This is a genomic window from Noviherbaspirillum phoenicis (assembly GCF_047237965.1).
Lineage (GTDB): Bacteria > Pseudomonadota > Gammaproteobacteria > Burkholderiales > Burkholderiaceae_D > Noviherbaspirillum_A.
This window is the reverse complement of sequence record NZ_JBDFLX010000001.1, coordinates 3,800,705-3,816,898: the sequence shown is the minus strand read 5'-3', so window position 1 is coordinate 3,816,898 and position 16,194 is coordinate 3,800,705. Positions and strand designations below refer to the sequence as shown.

At 66.4% G+C, this 16,194-nt stretch carries 13 protein-coding genes; 12 read left to right on the top strand and 1 reads right to left on the bottom strand.

Features of this window, described 5'->3' with window-relative positions; translation table 11 throughout:
* Positions 1-198: 198 nt before the first annotated feature.
* The 11 genes from ABC383_RS16985 (at position 199) to ABC383_RS16935 (ending at position 12,529) form a co-directional block, all read left to right on the top strand.
* On the top strand, positions 199-1,989 hold the full coding sequence (locus ABC383_RS16985; RefSeq protein ID WP_413015311.1) for an ABCB family ABC transporter ATP-binding protein/permease: 1,791 nt from the start codon (positions 199-201) through the stop codon (positions 1,987-1,989).
* Positions 1,990-2,120: 131 nt separating this feature from the next.
* A complete protein-coding gene (locus ABC383_RS16980; RefSeq protein WP_413015310.1) occupies positions 2,121-3,203 on the top strand; it encodes a glycosyltransferase family 2 protein in 1,083 nt (360 codons plus the stop codon).
* 16 nt (positions 3,204-3,219) lie between these two features.
* Positions 3,220-4,215: a glycosyltransferase family 4 protein gene (locus tag ABC383_RS16975; protein ID WP_413015308.1), complete on the top strand. Its 996-nt coding sequence runs from the start codon at positions 3,220-3,222 to the stop codon at positions 4,213-4,215.
* Complete coding sequence (locus ABC383_RS16970; RefSeq protein ID WP_413015307.1) at positions 4,212-4,709, top strand: hypothetical protein; 498 nt, start codon at positions 4,212-4,214, stop codon at positions 4,707-4,709. The genes ABC383_RS16975 and ABC383_RS16970 overlap by 4 nt, the downstream gene beginning before the upstream one ends.
* A 110-nt stretch (positions 4,710-4,819) precedes the next feature.
* Positions 4,820-6,127 (top strand): glycosyltransferase family 4 protein, encoded by a 1,308-nt coding sequence (locus tag ABC383_RS16965; RefSeq protein ID WP_413015305.1) that lies wholly within the window; start codon positions 4,820-4,822, stop codon positions 6,125-6,127.
* On the top strand, positions 6,115-6,900 hold the full coding sequence (locus tag ABC383_RS16960; RefSeq protein WP_413015303.1) for an SDR family oxidoreductase: 786 nt from the start codon (positions 6,115-6,117) through the stop codon (positions 6,898-6,900). Before ABC383_RS16965 ends, ABC383_RS16960 begins: the two co-directional genes overlap by 13 nt.
* Before the next feature lie 25 nt (positions 6,901-6,925).
* Positions 6,926-7,510, top strand: coding sequence for a D-glycero-alpha-D-manno-heptose-1,7-bisphosphate 7-phosphatase (locus ABC383_RS16955; protein ID WP_413015301.1), 585 nt, complete (start codon positions 6,926-6,928; stop codon positions 7,508-7,510).
* Complete coding sequence (waaF, locus tag ABC383_RS16950) at positions 7,507-8,595, top strand: lipopolysaccharide heptosyltransferase II (protein ID WP_413015300.1); 1,089 nt, start codon at positions 7,507-7,509, stop codon at positions 8,593-8,595. The genes ABC383_RS16955 and waaF overlap by 4 nt, the downstream gene beginning before the upstream one ends.
* Before the next feature lie 116 nt (positions 8,596-8,711).
* A complete protein-coding gene (locus tag ABC383_RS16945) occupies positions 8,712-11,240 on the top strand; it encodes an excinuclease ABC subunit UvrA (RefSeq protein ID WP_413015298.1) in 2,529 nt (842 codons plus the stop codon).
* 116 nt (positions 11,241-11,356) lie between these two features.
* Positions 11,357-12,019, top strand: a complete 663-nt coding sequence (locus tag ABC383_RS16940; RefSeq protein WP_413015297.1) for a methyl-accepting chemotaxis protein — start codon at positions 11,357-11,359, stop codon at positions 12,017-12,019.
* 123 nt (positions 12,020-12,142) lie between these two features.
* On the top strand, positions 12,143-12,529 hold the full coding sequence (locus ABC383_RS16935; RefSeq protein ID WP_194714301.1) for a cupin domain-containing protein: 387 nt from the start codon (positions 12,143-12,145) through the stop codon (positions 12,527-12,529).
* Between the two features lie 32 nt (positions 12,530-12,561).
* On the opposite strand, the gene ABC383_RS16930 is transcribed toward ABC383_RS16935, so the two are convergent.
* Positions 12,562-14,880 (bottom strand): EAL domain-containing protein, encoded by a 2,319-nt coding sequence (locus ABC383_RS16930; RefSeq protein WP_413015294.1) that lies wholly within the window; start codon positions 14,878-14,880, stop codon positions 12,562-12,564.
* A 159-nt stretch (positions 14,881-15,039) separates the two neighbouring features.
* Between ABC383_RS16930 and ABC383_RS16925 the strand changes: the two genes are divergently transcribed.
* Positions 15,040-15,678, top strand: a complete 639-nt coding sequence (locus ABC383_RS16925) for a glutathione S-transferase family protein (protein WP_413015293.1) — start codon at positions 15,040-15,042, stop codon at positions 15,676-15,678.
* The last annotated feature ends 516 nt before the right edge of the window (positions 15,679-16,194 follow it).

Below are 16,194 nucleotides of genomic sequence, written 5' to 3'. Positions count from 1 at the left end.
GATTTTTTGCAGGACAAGCGCGCGGCGCCCAGGAACAAAAATCCGCCCCGCTGTTCTGAGCCTTAACGCTTGCCAACCATGCGCCATTGAAACCGTACTGCCTTTCATGGCTGCAGGCATGAGGCTGGGCCAGCGTCGTGAAGCGGCTCGATGTCCGCATGGCATGGGCCGGCATCCCAACAATAGGCGACATTTCCGATGTTGGACGACAAGCCAGCGCTATCCCGAGTTACGGTGATGCAGGACCTGATGAAGGTCGTTGCGCCATACCGCTGGCGCATTGCCATTGCCGTGCTGCTGCTGATATCGGCCAAGATCAGCACGGTGCTGGTGCCATTGCTGCTCAAGCGCATCATCGATGCGCTGTCACAGCCGCAGATGCTCAGGGCGCTGCCCGTCTATCTCCTGGCTGGCTATGCACTGCTGCGCTTTTCCAGCACGCTGTTCAATGAACTGCGTGACCTGGTGTTTTCGCGGGTGACGCAGCGCACCGTGGCGAACTATGCGCAGATGACCTTCGAGCATCTGCATCTGCTGGGCGCGCGCTTTCATGCGCGGCGGCGCATGGGCGGCCTGCTGCCCGACATCGACCGCGGCACCGCCGGCATTGCCTTCCTGCTGGGCGTGGGTCTGTTCACCCTGGTGCCAACGCTGATCGAGATCCTGCTGGTGCTGGGCATCATCACCTCGCGCTATCAGGCCTGGTATGCCGGCTTCATCATGCTGACATTTGCGGCCTACACCGGCTTTACCGTCGTCTTCACCGCGCGCCGCACGATCCATCAGCGGCGCGTGAACCGGCTCGATTCCAGCGCCAAGAGCCGGCTCGCCGACAGCCTGATCAACTATGACACGGTGAAATACTTCACCAGTGAAACGGTGGAAGCACGGCGCTTCGAAGACATCATGCGCCACTGGACCGAAGCTGCCGTCGCCAACCAGAAGGCGCTGTTTGCCCTGCATGCCGGGCAGAGCGCCATCATTGCCTGCGGCGTGGCGGCGGTCATGCTGCAGGCGGGCAGCGACGTGATGGCGGGACGCATGACGGTGGGCGACCTGGTGCTGATCAATGCCTATGTATTGCAGGTCTGCCTGCCATTGAATGCGCTGGGCTTTGTCTACCGGGAGGCGCGCGATGCCTGGGTCAACGCGGAACGGCTGTTCGATATCCTGCATGAACGGCCCGAGATGGAAGAGCGGCCCGGCATGCCGGCGTTTGTGCCGGGCGCCGGCGAAGTGGTATTCGAGCATGTCAGCTTCAGCTATGACCCATCGCGGCCGATACTGCGCGATGTCAGCTTTCGCATTGCGCCCGGCGCCACGCTAGCGGTAGTCGGTGGCAGCGGCTCGGGCAAGTCGACGCTGGCGCGCCTGCTGCTGAAGCTCTATCCGCCAGCAGGCGGACGCATCCTGGTCGATGGGCAGGACATCGCCAAGGCCAGCGCCACCAGCGTGCGCGCAATGATAGGCGTGGTGCCGCAGGATACCGTGCTGTTCAATGACACGATAGGCTACAACATCGCCTATGGCCGGCCCGGCGCCAGCCAGGAAGACACCATCCATGCGGCGAAGGCAGCCCATATCCACGACCTCATCACCACGCTGGAAAAGCAATATGACACCGAAGTCGGCGAGCGTGGCGTGACGCTGTCCGGCGGCGAGCGGCAGCGCATTGCCGTGGCGCGCGCCGTGCTGAAGAACCCGCCGATACTGATCTTCGACGAAGCCACGTCGGCACTGGACTCCGCGTCGGAGCACGCGATCCAGCAGGAACTGAATCGATTGTCGCAGAACCGTACCGTGCTGATGATTGCGCATCGTCTCTCCACGGTAGTGGACGCGGATGAAATCATCGTTCTCGAACAGGGCCGCGTGGTTGAGCGTGGCAATCACGAGGAACTGCTGAGCCTGCATGGCGCATATGCCCGCCTGTGGCACCTGCAGCAGCGTGAAGACATGGCGCAGCGCGCAGCCTCCAGCCGCGCATGAAATTGCCGCAAGGATGTTTTCGGTTCTGGAACGGGATTTGCATCTGCGATCCCCATTATTGGTCTTGCTGTTCCTACTGTTGTGCTTCGAAGCCTGGATAAGGTTTTGCGGACTTTACGGATATCAAGCTTATGGATAGACATGCTTACCCGGCAGCATTGCCGCAAGCCAGTAACAATGCGGGCAACCTGCAGCATGCCGCTGAGGAGCGCCGCATTGCCCCAAGTGGCTTGGCGCTGCGCTTGCCCGTGTCGGTCGTAGTCCCTACCTGCGGCCGCGCCGATCTGCTCAACCGCTGCATGGCAGCGCTCACAACGCAGAGCCTGCGCGGCGCCGACATGGAGATCATCGTGGTCGACGATGCGCCCAGCGACGCCACCCGCGGCGTGGTCGGGCGGTGGATCATGCAGGCAGCACAGCGCGGCCTGCCGGTGCGCTATGTCGCCAACCACGGCCCACATGGCCCGGCCGCGGCGCGCAACCGCGGCTGGCGCCATGCGCGCTCGGCGGTAATTGCCTTCACCGATGACGACACCGTGCCGGATGCGAGCTGGCTGCGACATGGCCTGCTGGCGCTGGATGACGATATCGATGCATTGTGGGGCCGCATCACCATGCCCCTGCCCGACAACCCGACCGACTATGAACGCGATGCCAGCCACCTGGCTACTGCCGAGTTCGTCACTGCGAACTGCTTCTGCCGCAAGGCCATGCTGGAAGCGATCGACGGCTTCGATGAGCAGTTCCGGCTGGCCTGGCGCGAGGACAGCGATTTCCATTTCCGCCTGCTGGCGCAGGGCGCCCGCATCCGGCATGCGCCGGACGCGCTGGTGGTGCATCCGGTACGGCCGGCGAAATGGGGCGTGTCCATCAGCCAGCAGAAGAAGATCCAGTTCGATGCGCTGCTGTACAAGAAGCATCCGCGGCTCTACCGCGAAAAGATACGCGCCACGCCGCGCTGGGATTACTACCTGATCGTCGCCTCGCTGCTGGCCGCCGTGCTGGGCGCGGCAATGGGCAACCGGATGCTGGCCGCGCCGGCGGCGGCGGCATGGCTTGCCATGACCGCCTGGCTGTGCGCGGTCAGGCTCAGGAACACCACCCGCACCGCGGCCCATGTGCTGGAGATGGCCCTGACCTCGGCCGCGATACCGGTGCTGGCGGTGTGGTGGCGCATGGTGGGCGCGGCGCGCTTTCGCGTGCTCTTTCTGTGATGGAGACAAGACATTCATGCGTCCATTGAAGATCCTTACCTGGCACACCCACGGCAGCTACCTGTATTACCTGACGCAGGCGCCGCACCAGTTCTACGTGCTGTCCAGGCCGGGCCGGCCGGCCGGGTATGGCGGGCGGTGCGGCCATATACCGTGGGGCGACAACGTGATCGACCTGCCGGTCGACCAGGCGGCCGGCATGCAGTTCGACTGCATCCTGTTCCAGGACGATGACCAATACCTGAAAGACCAGTATGCATTCCTGACCCCGGCGCAGCGGCGTCTGCCGCGCATCTATATCGAGCATGACACGCCGCGCGAGCATCCTACCGACATGCGCCATCCGGTCGACGATCCCGAAGTGCTGCTGGTGCATGTCACCCATTTCAATGCGCTGATGTGGGACAGCGGCCGCACCCCTGTCCGCGTGGTCGAGCATGGCGTGATGGTGCCGCCGCAGGCGCGCTACGACGGCTCGCTGGCGCGCGGCCTGGTGATCGTCAATCACCTGGCGCGGCGCGGCCGGCGACTGGGCGGCGATGTCTTCCTGCATGCACGGCAGGCGGTGCCGCTGGACCTGGTCGGCATGGGCGCCGAGGAGATGGGCGGCCTGGGCGAAGTGCAGCATGCGCAGCTGCCGGCCTTCGCCGCGCCATACCGCTTCCTGTTCAACCCGATCCGCTACACCAGCCTGGGCCTGGCGGTGCTGGAGGCCATGATGGTCGGGCTGCCCGTAGTGGCGCTGGCCACCACCGAAGTCTCCACCGTGATCGAGAACGGCCGCTCCGGCTACATCGACACCAATGTCGACGCGCTGATCGAGTGCATGCAGGAACTGCTGCGCGAGCCGGCGCTGGCGCGCAAGCTGGGCGCGGGCGCGCGCCAGCGGGCCCTCGAACGCTTTCACATTGCGCGCTTCGTGCGCGACTGGAACGACACCTTTGCCCAGGTCACCGGCACCATGCCGCAGACCGGCAGGCCGATTGACCAACGCCTACGGGAGATGCAATGACAGGCTTTTCCAGCTTCCTGCTCGACCGCGAGGCCGCTGCCAGAGCAGTCGCGATGGTGCTGCCGATGATCAGCAGCGCGATCGACAACAAGAGCGCCGGCGAGAGCGGCTTCTTCTATCTGATCGTGATGAAGCCAGGCAGCAGCCCGGCCAGTTCATCCTTCGAGGAAGCGATCCTGTACGAGCATGCGGTCGGGGACCGCACCAGGTGGGACGCCGACTACCGCAGCTTCGCACTGGCCAAGGCCAGGGTCGCATGGCGCACCGGCATGGACAGCCACCTCGTGCAGGAACAGCGGCCCTATCTGCTGGAGGCGGGCGACACGCTGCTGTGGGGCAGCGTGGCGCTGGACGGCATCGTGGTGGCGGCCAGCGGCGCCGACCCCTGGTATGACGAGGCATTCGCCGGCGCGGTCGCGCTGTGCCTGCGCGCGCAGGCCAAGGCCACGGCGGCACGGGCGCGCAGCCAGGGGCCATTCCTGCCGCAAGGCTGATGCCCAACGCAGCAGCGCAGGCGGCGCAATGCGCATGGTGGCGGTAGCGGGTGGCTGCGCCCGCCATCGGCAGACAGTTTGTTCAACCGTTCGTTGGAAGGGTGTCGATCATGAGAAGAATAGCGCTGGTCAGCGAGCATGCCTCGCCGCTGGCTGTTCCCGGCAGCGTGGACAGCGGCGGGCAGAATGTGTATGTGGCCCAGGTCGCGCGCCATCTGGCGCAACGCGGCTACCTGGTGGATGTCTATACCCGCTGCGACAACCCGTCGCTGCCGCAGGTGGTGAACTGGGAACTTGATGTGCGCGTGATCCATGTGCCGGCCGGGCCGGCGCAGCCGGTACCCAAGGAAGCGATGCTTCCCTATATGGATGCGTTTGCCCGCTTCATGATCGGCTTTGCGCGCGCCAACGACCTGCGCTACGACCTGCTGCATGCGAACTTCTTCATGTCCGGCATGGTGACGCGGCAGGTGCGGCAGGCGCTGGGCACGCCGTTCGTGATCACCTTCCATGCGCTGGGCCGGGTGCGCCGCCTGCACCAGGGCAAGGCCGACGGCTTCCCGGCCGAGCGCGAGGCCATCGAGGAAAGCCTGATGCGCGACGCCGACCGCATCATCGCCGAATGCCCGCAGGACATGGACGACATGTCCCGGCACTACGGCGCGCCGGTCTCGCGCATGGACATCGTGCCGTGCGGCTTCGATCCGGAAGAGTTCTGGCCGGTGCATGGACTGGCGCGCAACAAGCTCGGCCTGCAGCCGCAGGAGTTCGTGGTGCTGCAATTGGGCCGCATGGTGCCGCGCAAGGGCGTCGACACCGCGATCGAGGCCATCGCCGCCCTGCGCGACCGGCATGGCGTGACGGCGCGGCTGATGGTGGTCGGCAGCGATTGCCAGGACCATGGCCACGGCGGCCACGGCGGGCCGGAGATGGCGCGCCTGAAGGCGCTGGCCGAGCAGCGCGACCTGTCGGGCCAGGTGTTTTTCGCCGGCCAGCGGCCGCGCAGCGAATTGCGCGACTACTACAGCGCGGCCGATGTGTTCGTCACCACGCCCTGGTACGAGCCGTTCGGCATCACGCCGCTGGAAGCGATGGCCTGCAGCGTGCCCGTGATCGGCTCGGCCGTCGGCGGCATCAAGCACACGGTGGTCGACGGCAGGACCGGCTTCCTGGTGCCGCCCAACGACCCGGCGGCGGTGGCCGACCGCCTGGCCGCGCTGCATGCCCAGCCCGGCGAGGCCAGGCGCATGGGACGGGAGGGCCTGCGACGGGTGCACGGCTGCTATACCTGGCGCCATGTCGCCGGCCGCATTGCCGATGTCTATGAAGCGGTCCTCGGGGCCGCGCCAACCAGCCTGCCGCAGTCGCTCGTGGCCAGCGGCGGGTCCAACCATACGGAGCTCGAATGGACCAACTGAATCAACCGTCAGGCACCAGTAACGGCACTTCCGCCGACAACAGCCTGGCCGGCCGCACGGTGCTGGTGACCGGCGGCGCCAGCGGCCTGGGCGCGGCGCTGTGCCATATGCTGGCCTCGTCCGGCGCCAGCGTGGTGGTGGGCGACCTGCACCGGGAGAAGGCCGAGGCGCTGGCCCGCTCGCTGGCCGAGGCCGGCAGCGGCGTTGCCGAACGCATCCATGCGATCGGCTTCGACGTCGGCGACCCGGCCGGCGCGCAGCAGGCCATTGCGCAGACCATTAGCCGCTTCGGCACCATCGATGTGCTGATCAACAATGCCGGCACCGACATCACGCTGTCGATGGCCGAGCTGACGCCGGAGCAGTGGCTGCGGGTGATCAACACCAATCTCAACGGCCCTTTCCTGCTGGCCAAGCATGCGTCGGAAGAGATGAAGCGCAATGGCCGCGGCCATATCGTCAACATCGCTTCCACCGCCGCCAAGCGGGCCTGGCCGAATGCCTCGGCCTACCATGCCAGCAAGTGGGGCCTGCTGGGCCTGTCGCATGCGATGCATGCGGAACTGCGGCCGCATGGCATCAAGGTGACCGCGGTGGTGGCCGGCGGCATGCGCACGCCCTTCCTGCTGGACCGCTTCCCGGACATCGACGTGGCCACGCTGCAGGAGCCGGCCAACGTGGCGCAGGCGGTGAAGTCGGTGCTGCTGCTGCCGGACGAAACCGTGGTGGCGGAAATCATGGTGCTGCCGATGCGGGAGACTTCATGGCCGTAGGCGGGAATGCGCGGCGGTGCGCGGCATGAAGCGCGCCGTGTTTCTCGACAAGGACGGCACCGTGATCGACGACGTGCCCTACAACGTCGACCCTGCCCGGCTGCGGCTGACGCGCCATGCCGGCCCGGCGCTGCGCCTGATGCAGCGGATGGGCTACCGGCTGATCATGGTGAGCAACCAGTCGGGCGTGGCGCGCGGCCTGTTCAGGGAGGCCGCGCTGCCGCCGCTGTTTTCAGCGCTGCAGGGCATGCTGGTGCGGGAAGGCGTGACGCTCGATGGCTGGTACTGGTGCCCGCATCATCCGCAGGGTGCAGTCGCCCGCTATGCGATCGAATGCGGCTGCCGCAAGCCCATGCCCGGCATGCTGCGGCAAGCCGCCGGCGAGCATGGCATCGACCTCGCCCGGTCATGGATGGTCGGCGACATCCTGAACGATGTGGAAGCCGGACGCCGCGCCGGCTGCCGCACGGTGCTGATAGACAACGGCAACGAAACCGAATGGCTGCGTTCGCCGCTGCGCCTGCCCGACGTCACCGCGCCGGACCTGCTGAGCGCGGCACGGGCGATGCAGCGGTTCGATGCGGCCATGCCAGTCCGGGAGGCGTCATGAGCGGCATCGACGACGCCAGCGATGTCAGCGGCATGCGCTGGAGCGACGCCAGCCATATCCTGTGCATACGGCTGGATTACCTGGGCGACGTGCTGATGTGCACGCCGGCCATGCGGGCGTTGCGCGACAGCGCACCGGGCCGCCGGCTGACCCTGCTCAGCTCGCCCGGCGGCGCGGCGGTGGCTTCCTTCATCCCCGAACTCGATGCCGCCCTCGCCTTCCAGGCGCCGTGGATGAAGCATGGCGCCATGCAGGATGCCAATGCGGTGCCGGCCATGGCCGAGACGCTGCGCGCCGGCCGCTTCGATGCCGCCGTCATCTTCACCACCTACAGCCAGAGCGCGTTGCCGGCGGCGATGCTGTGCCAGATGGCCGGCATACCTTTACGGCTGGCGCACTGCCGCGAGAATCCCTACCAGCTGCTGTCGGACTGGGTGCCGGAGACGGAGCCGCAGCAGCAGGTGCGCCATGAAGTGCGGCGGCAGCTCGACCTGGTGGCCAGCATCGGCTGCCGCACGACGGACGAACGCATGTCGTTCTCGGTGCCGGATGCCGACCTGGCATGGGCGTGCGCGGCGCTGGCGCAATGCGACATCGGCCCCGACACCCGCTGGGTGCTGATGCACCCCGGCGCCACCGCCGCATCGCGCCGCTATCCGCCGGCGCAATGGGCGCAGGTGCTGCGGCTGCTGGCGGCGGATGGCATGCAGGCGGTTTTCACCGGCAGCGTCGGGGAAGGCGCGCTGATCGACGGCATACGCGAGGCCGCCGGCGCGCGCAGCCACAGCCTGGCGGGCCAGGCCACGCTGGGCCAACTGGGCGCGCTGATTGCGCTGGCGCCGGTCATGGTGTCCAACAACACCGGCCCGGCCCATATCGCCGCCGCGCTGGGCACGCCGCTGGTGGACCTGTATGCGCTGACCAATCCGCAGCACACGCCGTGGCAATCGCCGAGCCGGGTGCTGTATCACGACGTGCCTTGCCGGAATTGCTACAGGAGCGTCTGCCCGCAGGGACACCATGACTGCCTCGCCAGGGTGGAACCGGCGCGGGTGGCGGAGGCGGTGCACAGCTTGCTGGGGTGAATGAGGCATTGCGCCGCAAGGTGGTCCAGGACACCGACCGCGCGCGTTTCAGGCGTTAAGCTGGCGGAACCCTACCCAACCGGGCCGCCGGCAGCGGCCCCGAGAGCTCCTTGCCCATGTCCGATACGCCAAAGCCACCCCCGTCCAACGTCCGCGTGCGCGGTGCCCGCGAACACAACCTGAAGAATGTCGATGTCGACATTCCGCGCGATGCGCTGGTGGTCTTCACCGGCGTGTCCGGCTCGGGCAAGTCGTCGCTGGCCTTCGGCACGCTGTATGCCGAGGCGCAGCGGCGCTACCTGGAATCGGTGTCGCCCTATGCGCGCCGGCTGTTCCACCAGATGGCGGTGCCGGAAGTCGACGAGATCGACGGCCTGCCGCCGGCGGTGGCGCTGCAGCAGCAGCGCGGCACGCCGACCACCCGCTCCTCGGTCGGCAGCGTCACCACGCTCTCCAACCTGATGCGCATGCTGTATTCCCGCGCCGGCGACTATCCGCCGGGCCAGGAACTGCTGTATGCGGAATCGTTTTCCCCCAACACGCCGGAGGGCGCCTGCCCGGAATGCCACGGCCTGGGGCGGGTGGTGGAAGCCACCGAGCAGTCGATGGTGCCGGACGACAGCCTGACCATACGCGAGCGGGCGGTGGCCGCCTGGCCCACCGCCTGGCACGGCCAGAACCTGCGCGAGATCCTGATGACGCTGGGCTACGACGTCGATACGCCCTGGCGCGACTTGCCGAGGAAGCAGCGCGACTGGATCCTCTTCACCGACGAGCAGCCCACCGTGCCGGTCTATTCGGGCCTGAGCGCAAAAGAGGTGCAGGCGGCCCTGAAGCAGAAGGCCACGCCCAGCTACCAGGGCACCTTCACCAGCGCCCGCAAATATGTGCTGCAGACCTATGCCACCACCCAGAGCCCGCTGATGAAGAAGCGGGTGGCGCGCTACCTGGTCAGCAATGACTGCCCCACCTGCAACGGCAAGCGGCTGCGGCGCGAATCGCTGTCGGTCACCTTCGCCGGCCATGACATCAGCGCCATCTCGCGCCTGCCCATCAAGCAGCTTGCGGCCCTGCTGGCGCCGTATGCGGCGAACAAGGCAAAGGGCAATGCGCGGCATGACCGCGAGCATCCGGAGCAGGTGATCGTGCGCCAGCGCATCGCGGCCGACCTGTCGGCCCGGCTGGCGGTGCTGCTCGAACTGGGCCTGGGTTACCTGACGCTGGAGCGCAGCACGCCCACGCTCTCGCCGGGCGAGCTGCAGCGGCTGCGCCTGGCGACCCAGGTGCGCTCCAACCTGTTCGGCGTGGTCTATGTGCTGGACGAGCCCTCCGCCGGCCTGCATCCGGCCGACACCGAGGCGCTGCTCGACGCACTGGACAAGTTGAAGGCCTCGGGCAATTCGCTGTTCGTGGTGGAGCATGAGCTGGACGTGATCCGCCGCGCCGACTGGATCGTCGATGTCGGGCCGGCTGCCGGGGAAGGCGGCGGCACCGTGCTCTACAGCGGCCCGCCGGCGGGGCTGGCGGACGTGGCGCTGTCGCAGACCCGGCGCTACCTGTTCGACCTCGCGCCGCCTGCGGCGCGCGCCGTGCGCGCGCCGGCGGGGTGGCTGCGGCTGGAAGGCATCAGCCGCAACAATTTGCAGGCGCTGGACGTGGCCTTCCCGCTGGGCGTGCTGACCAGCGTGACCGGCGTGTCCGGCTCGGGCAAGTCCAGCCTGGTCAGCCAGGCGCTGGTGGAACTGGCGGCCGCCTCGCTGGGGCATGAGGCCGGCGAGGCGGAGGAAGAAGCCGATGCGCTGGCCGATGCGCTTCCCATGCCGGTGGGCGGGCGCATCGCCTCGGGCATGGAAGCGATACGGCGCATGGTGCGGGTGGACCAGAAGCCGATCGGCCGCACGCCGCGTTCCAACCTGGCCACCTACACCGGCCTGTTCGACCATGTGCGCAAGCTGTTCGCCGCCAGCCCGGATGCACGCCGGCGCCGCTTCGACGCCGGCCATTTCTCCTTCAACGTGGCCAAGGGCCGCTGCCCCAACTGCCAGGGCGAGGGCCAGGTGATGGTGGAGCTGCTGTTCCTGCCCAGCGTCTACACGCCCTGCCCCGCCTGCGAAGGCGCGCGCTACAACGACCGGGTGCTGGCGGTGCGCTACCAGGACCGCAACATCGCCGACGTGCTGGGCATGACGGTCGATGCCGCCCTGGACTTCTTTGCCGACCATGAGGCGCTGGCGCGGCCGCTGGGCGTGCTGCGCGAAGTCGGCCTGGGCTATCTGCGCCTGGGCCAGTCGGCCACCGAGCTGTCCGGCGGCGAGGCGCAGCGCATCAAGCTGGCCACCGAACTGCAGCGGCCGCAGCGCGGCGACACGCTCTACATCCTCGACGAGCCCAGCACCGGCCTGCACCCGTCCGACATCGACCGCCTGCTGGCCCAGCTGCAGACCCTGGTCGACGCCGGCAACACCGTCATCGTGGTGGAGCATGACATGCGCATCGTCGCCGCCAGCGACTGGGTGATGGATATCGGCCCCGGCGCCGGCGACGAAGGCGGCCGCGTAGTGGCCAGCGCGGCGCCGGCGCAGGTTGCCAAAAGCCGGGAGAGCCGCACCGCGCCCTACCTGGCGCGGGCGCTGCAGGGCGAGTGAAAGGCGGCCGAAGGCCGGCACGCCGTCCGGCATGAAAAATGCTTTTGGGAAATAACAGTCCGGGAGCGCACAGCAGCGGTGCAGCCGCCCGGCCCGAACCGATCCCAAAGGCCATCATGCACGCCCATTCCATTTCTCCCATCCCGGTTTCCCCTGCCGCCGACATCCTGCCCGGCGAGGTTTTCGGCAAGCTCATCAACCTGTCCGGCCGCCGCCGCTTTACCTCGCAGCGGCTGGTGCTCTATGCGGTGCTGGCCGCACAGGGCAAAAGCGACGGCGTTGCCGTGGCGCGCAGCGCGCTGACGCTGTTCGACAATGCCCATGCCAGCCTGCTGCAGAAGAAGGACGGCCTGCCCGGCGTGTTCTGCGAAGCGCTGCGCCAGGCCTATTTCGGCGCGCTGCAGGGCGACGCCCGGATACGGGCGTTTTCCCTGCTGGCGCAGCGCACGCTGGACGCCATCGAAGGCCGGCGCCGCCAGGCCGCCGCGCTGCTGGAGCAGCTGGTCGAGCTGACCACGCCGCTGCTCGATGCGCTCAATGCGATCACCGCCGTCTATGAGGAGGAAGCGCGGCGCCATGCGCTGCTGCTGGAAAAGCGCAGGCGCGCGGTGATGAACGACATCGATTGCATTGCCCGCGAGGCGCGCATGGTGGCCTTCAATGCCCAGGTGATCGCCGCCCGCGCCGGCGAGGCCGGACGCGAATTCGCGGTGGTGGGCGGGCGTCTGTCCGACATCACCGGCCAGATCGATGCGCTGGTGCGGCAGGCCATGCAGTGAGGCCGTCCCACCTGGCAGCCGCATGATCGGCCGCATGCCGCCCGCGCTTGCCTCTTATACAATGCCCCTCCTGGGCGGCCACGGTTGGCCGCGGCCCATCAAGGTTTCATCACGGAGGAAAGCATGTCAGGCTACAGCATCAACATCGAGGAAAAGACCCTTGCCGGAAACAACTTCCGCGAAGTCCTGTACACCACCCAGCGCAGCCAGCTGGTCATCATGACGCTGCAGCCGGGCGAGGAAATCGGCATGGAGCACCATGAAGGCCATGACCAGTTCATCCGCGTCGAGGAAGGCGAAGGCGTCGCCATCCTCGACGGCGAACGGCATGCGCTGGAAGACGGCGTGGCGGTGGTGATCCCGGCCGGCACCGAGCACAACGTGATCAATACCTCCACCAGCGCGCCGATGCGGCTCTACACCCTGTACACCCCGCCCGAGCATCCGGACGGCATCGTGCACCGGAACAAGGCCGAAGCCGACGAGTACGAAAAGCAGCACGGCCACTGAGCACAGGGCCACAGCGGGCAGCGCGCCGCAGCTCAGGCGCGCTGCCTGCCCCGGACGCTGTCCTGCGCAGGCGCATCGACGAGGAAAGGATCGAGCGCCTCGGCCCGCATCGGCGGGCTGATCATGTAGCCCTGCACGGTGTCGCAGCCGCAGCGCGCCAGGTAGATCAGCTGGTCGGCATGCTCCACGCCTTCCGCCACCACCGTCATGTCCAGGCTGTGCGCCAGCGAGATGATGGCCGCCACGATGGCGGCGTCATCGGCGTCGCTGACGATGTCGCGCACGAAGGAACGGTCGATCTTGAGCACGTCGATCGGGAAGCGCTTCAGGTAGTACAGGCTGGAATGGCCGGTGCCGAAGTCGTCCACCGACACCCTTACGCCCAGGCGCTTCAGGTCGGCCAGCGTGGCCACCGCCTGCTCCACGTCGGTCATCATCAGGCTTTCGGTGATCTCGATTTCCAGCAGCGACGGCTGCAGACCGGAGCGTTCCAGCGCGGCCGACACCGAGGCCACCAGCCCCGGCTGCGCGAACTGCCGCGCCGACAGATTGACCGCCATGTGCATGGCCGGCAGGCCGGCGCTTTGCCAGGCCACCGCCTGCTGACAGGCCTGGTTCAGCACCCAGTCGCCGATCGGCACGATCAGGCCGATCTCCTCGGCCACGCCGATGAATTCAGCCGGCTGGCGCAGCCCCGGCCGCATATGCTGCCAGCGCAGCAGCGCCTCGACGCCGACGATGCGCCCGCTCTTCAGGTCCATCTGCGGCTGGTAATGCAGCACGAATTCATTGGCCTGCAGCGCGCCGCGCAGGTCGCTCTCCATGCGCAGCCGGTTCATCGCCAGCGCATTCATCTCGGCCTTGTAGAAATGCGCGTTGTTGCGGCCGGCTTCCTTGGCGCGGTACATCGCGACGTCGGCCCGCTCCACCAGCAGCTCGGCGGTGGCGGCGTCGCCCGGATAGACCGCGATGCCGACGCTGCAGCTGATCAGGATGGCGTTGCCGTTGGCGGCATACGGCGCGCGCACCGCATCCATCATGCGCTGCACCAGCCCGAGCGACAGGCTGCCGGCCGGCCAGTCCGACAGCACCAGCACGAATTCATCGCCGCCCAGGCGGGCGATGGTATCGGCCGGCCGCATGTGCGCCTGCATGCGCTGGGCCACGCTTTTCAGCACGGCATCGCCGGCCTTGTGGCCCAGGCTGTCGTTGATGCGCTTGAAGCGGTCGAGGTCGACGAACAGCACCCACAGCGCATGGCCGTCGCTGTCGGCCTGCGCCATCGCGTGTTCCAGCCTGTCGATGAGCAGCATGCGGTTGGCCAGGCCGGTCAGCGCGTCGTGATGCGCCTGGAAATGGATGCGCGCCTCCACCGCTTTTTTGGCGGTGATATCGCGTCCGGTGCCGTAATAGCCAAGGAAGCGCTGGTCGGCGTCGAACAGCGGCTCGCCCGACAGGCTGAGCCAGCGTAGCGCGCCGCTATCGTCGCTGGCCTGGAACTCGACATGGGCGAACGGCAGGCGCGCCGTGCTCGCCTCGCGGTGGACATGCCAGTCGGCATGGAACGGCGCCATGGCGATTTCCGGCAGCGTTTTGCCGATCAGCCGCCATGGCGCGATGCCCGCCTTGGTTTCCAGGCCGGGCGACAGCGTGATGAAGCGCAGGTCCTGGTCCTGTTCCCAGTACCAGTCGGAAGACAGCGCGGTCAGGCGGCGGAAGCGTTCCTCGCTGGCGAGCAGGCGCTGCATGGCGGCGCGGCGTCCGGCCATGATCTCGCCGCCGATCAGCGCAAACAGCGGCAGCGCAACGGCCAGCGTGAGCCAGCGGGCAATGTCGGGCGCATGGTCGGCGCCCGGCGCGCCGGCACGCCAGGCGGCGAAGATCACCCCGGCATAGCCCAGCAGCATGAGGCCGCTCTGCAGCAGCAGCGTGCGGGTTGAAAAGCGGAAGACGGCGAACAGCAGGATCAGCCCGAAGAAGCTGACGAAGGTGTCGCGCGCGGCACTGGAGCCCAGCATCACATACAGCACGCACAGCACCGCCGCCGTGGTCATGGGCAGAGTCATGCTGGGGTCGCGCGTCTTTTCGTTGAGCCTGAACCGGAATACCAGGTAAAACAGCAGCACGCTGCCCATGATCAGCACGGCGCCGCTGGCGGCAACCGCGGCCGGCATCAGCCCGAACAGGTAGAGCAGGCCCATCAGGGCGCACAGCGCAAGCGAGCTGACGGCCGCCATCACGAAGCGGTCCTTGATCAGCGCCGTGCGGTTGCGGTGTACGGCCGGCGCCCTGTCCGGACCGGGGCCGGATGGGTCGGGCGCGGAAGGCTCTGCGTTGATGCGATCGGACATGATGCTCATTTGGCCAGGAAATCTGCGCATCATATACCCCACGCATGCCTTGTTGCGTCAGCGCGGTTCTGGCGTGGAACAAAGTACGCTCAGACACATCGGACTGATGTCGCGGCACCGCCGCCCAATCGACGCCTTCATACCAAGGAGAAACCGACCATGATCACCCTTCATACCTGGACCACGCCCAACGGCCGCAAGGTGCCCATCATGCTGGAAGAACTGGGCTGGCCCTATGAGGTGCGCACGGTCGACCTGAGCAAGAACGAGCAGCATGCGCCGGATTTCCTGAAGATTTCGCCAAACAACAAGATCCCGGCCATCGTTGACCACGACGCCGAGGGCGGCCCGCTGGCCATCTTCGAGAGCGGCGCGATCCTCACCTACCTGGCGGAAAAGAGCGGCCGCTTCCTGGCCGCCTCGGGGCCGGAACGGTACAAGGCGCTGGAATGGCTGCACTGGCAGATCGGCAGCCTGGGGCCGATGCTGGGCCAGCTCGGCTATTTCGCCAAGCGTTCTCAGGAGAAAACCCCGGCGGCGATCGCGCGCTTCACCGAGGAAGGCGAGCGGCTGCTGGGCGTGATAGAGCGGCGACTGAAGGAATCGGCCTATCTGGGGGGCGAGGCTTACTCGATCGCCGACATCGCCGCCTATCCGTGGACGCTGGCGACGACCACCTTTCTGCAGGAACCGCTGGCGCAGGCGCTGCAGGACAAGGAAGCGATACGGCGCTGGCTGCAGATGGTGGGGGAAAGGCCGGCGGTGCAGCGCGGGATGGGAGTGCCGCCCAGCGCTTGAGTGTGCGGACATGCAGCAATCCGGCACGAGCTTGAACAGCTCATTCGATGACTGCCTGGTCGACTTGCTGCTTGCCATTACGTTTCTTATTGCATTTACATACGCCTGCTCCTGCATAAACCATTTTATTCGTGTTCTTGATGCCTTACATTCAATTGACTGGAATAAGACCAGACATTTCAAAATGAAATGACGGAAAACCTTACACTCATTTCTTCCCATACCACATTTTAATTTAATAGAAAAACTTCCTGGAATTTAATTATCTTTCCCCAAGTAATTATTTTTATGTCGTTTAGCGACCGATTCTTGCAGTAGTCGTTAGCGTCAATAAGCGCTGGCGTTCATATTCATCATTTTCCTCAGGAAATTATCCTACTCCCCCTTTATGTCGGCATTCTTTACACCAATAGTATATTTTTCATTTTGACTATTGGTTTTAATTTGATTATTAAAGGAAATTTTTCATTGGCACAAAAGATGCTGAATATGTAGCCTCATCACAACCAAGGAGAA

Excerpts from the sequence above, each read along its gene's own strand:
- ABC383_RS16985 (WP_413015311.1), top strand. The coding sequence starts at position 199 with ATGTTGGACGACAAGCCAGCGCTATCCCGAGTTACGGTGATGCAGGAC.
- ABC383_RS16980 (WP_413015310.1), top strand. The coding sequence starts at position 2,121 with ATGGATAGACATGCTTACCCGGCAGCATTGCCGCAAGCCAGTAACAAT.
- ABC383_RS16975 (WP_413015308.1), top strand. The coding sequence starts at position 3,220 with ATGCGTCCATTGAAGATCCTTACCTGGCACACCCACGGCAGCTACCTG.
- ABC383_RS16970 (WP_413015307.1), top strand. The coding sequence starts at position 4,212 with ATGACAGGCTTTTCCAGCTTCCTGCTCGACCGCGAGGCCGCTGCCAGA.
- ABC383_RS16965 (WP_413015305.1), top strand. The coding sequence starts at position 4,820 with ATGAGAAGAATAGCGCTGGTCAGCGAGCATGCCTCGCCGCTGGCTGTT.
- ABC383_RS16960 (WP_413015303.1), top strand. The coding sequence starts at position 6,115 with ATGGACCAACTGAATCAACCGTCAGGCACCAGTAACGGCACTTCCGCC.
- ABC383_RS16955 (WP_413015301.1), top strand. The coding sequence starts at position 6,926 with ATGAAGCGCGCCGTGTTTCTCGACAAGGACGGCACCGTGATCGACGAC.
- waaF (WP_413015300.1), top strand. The coding sequence starts at position 7,507 with ATGAGCGGCATCGACGACGCCAGCGATGTCAGCGGCATGCGCTGGAGC.
- ABC383_RS16945 (WP_413015298.1), top strand. The coding sequence starts at position 8,712 with ATGTCCGATACGCCAAAGCCACCCCCGTCCAACGTCCGCGTGCGCGGT.
- ABC383_RS16940 (WP_413015297.1), top strand. The coding sequence starts at position 11,357 with ATGCACGCCCATTCCATTTCTCCCATCCCGGTTTCCCCTGCCGCCGAC.
- ABC383_RS16935 (WP_194714301.1), top strand. The coding sequence starts at position 12,143 with ATGTCAGGCTACAGCATCAACATCGAGGAAAAGACCCTTGCCGGAAAC.
- ABC383_RS16930 (WP_413015294.1), bottom strand. The coding sequence starts at position 14,880 with ATGTCCGATCGCATCAACGCAGAGCCTTCCGCGCCCGACCCATCCGGC.
- ABC383_RS16925 (WP_413015293.1), top strand. The coding sequence starts at position 15,040 with ATGATCACCCTTCATACCTGGACCACGCCCAACGGCCGCAAGGTGCCC.